The sequence below is a fragment of the Acidovorax sp. SRB_24 genome (genome assembly GCF_012931925.1).
The window spans coordinates 1-850 of record NZ_MWOM01000159.1 but is presented as its reverse complement, the minus strand read 5'-3'; the positions used below and the strand labels follow the sequence as shown (position 1 = coordinate 850).

Annotated in this window: 1 protein-coding gene; it reads left to right on the top strand. The window is 69.4% G+C overall.

All coding sequences use genetic code 11. The features are described from left to right. Positions 1–850, top strand: an 850-nt coding sequence (locus tag B2J89_RS21205) for an enoyl-CoA hydratase/isomerase family protein (RefSeq protein ID WP_169170816.1), incomplete at both ends; no start/stop codon positions are given.

Sequence of the window (850 nt, the reverse complement as noted above, 5' to 3'; positions counted from 1 at the left end):
GCGCTGGGGCTTTGGCCTGCAGCAGGGCCCGTTCGAGCTGTGGCAGGAGGCCGGCTGGCTCGAAGTCGCCCGGATGGTCCAGGAAGACATCGACGCCGGCAAGGCGTTGAGCACGGCGCCGCTGCCCGAATGGGTGTTCAAGGGCCCGGTGCCCGAGGCCGGAGGCGTGCACACGGCCGCGGGCTCGTGGAGCGCATCTGCCTACAAATTCATAGCACGCCGCGCTTTGCCGGTCTACGAAAGACAGCATTTCCCTGAAAAACTGCGCGGCGAGGCGCTGCCCGACTTCCAGACCGCCGGCACCACGCTGCACGAGGACGACGCCATCCGCCTGTGGACGCTGGACGGCGAAATCGTCATCGCCAGCATCAAGACCAAGATGCACGCCATCAGCCCCGACGTCTGCGAGGGCCTGAACCTGGCGGTGGAGCTGGCCGAGAAGGACTACCAGGGCGTGGTCATCTGGTCGGGCGACGAGCCCTTCAGCGTGGGCGCCGACCTGCAGGCGATGCTGCCGGCCTTCATGGTCGCCGGCGTCGGCGCGGTCGAGGGTGCTGAAGAGGGGATGCAGCAAACCATGCTGCGCCTGCGCTACGCCAACGTGCCCGTGGTCTCGGCCATCCGCGGCCTGGCGCTGGGCGGTGGCTGCGAGCTGGCCGTGCACTCGGCGCGCCGCGTCGCGCACATGGAGAGCTACATCGGCCTGGTCGAAGTGGGCGTGGGCTTGGTGCCTGGCGCGGGCGGCCTGACCTACATCGCGCGCCGCGCGGCCGAGAACGCCGCGGCATCGACCGGCAAGGACCTGCTGCCCTTCCTGACCGAAGGCTTCACGGCGGCTGCCATGGCCAAG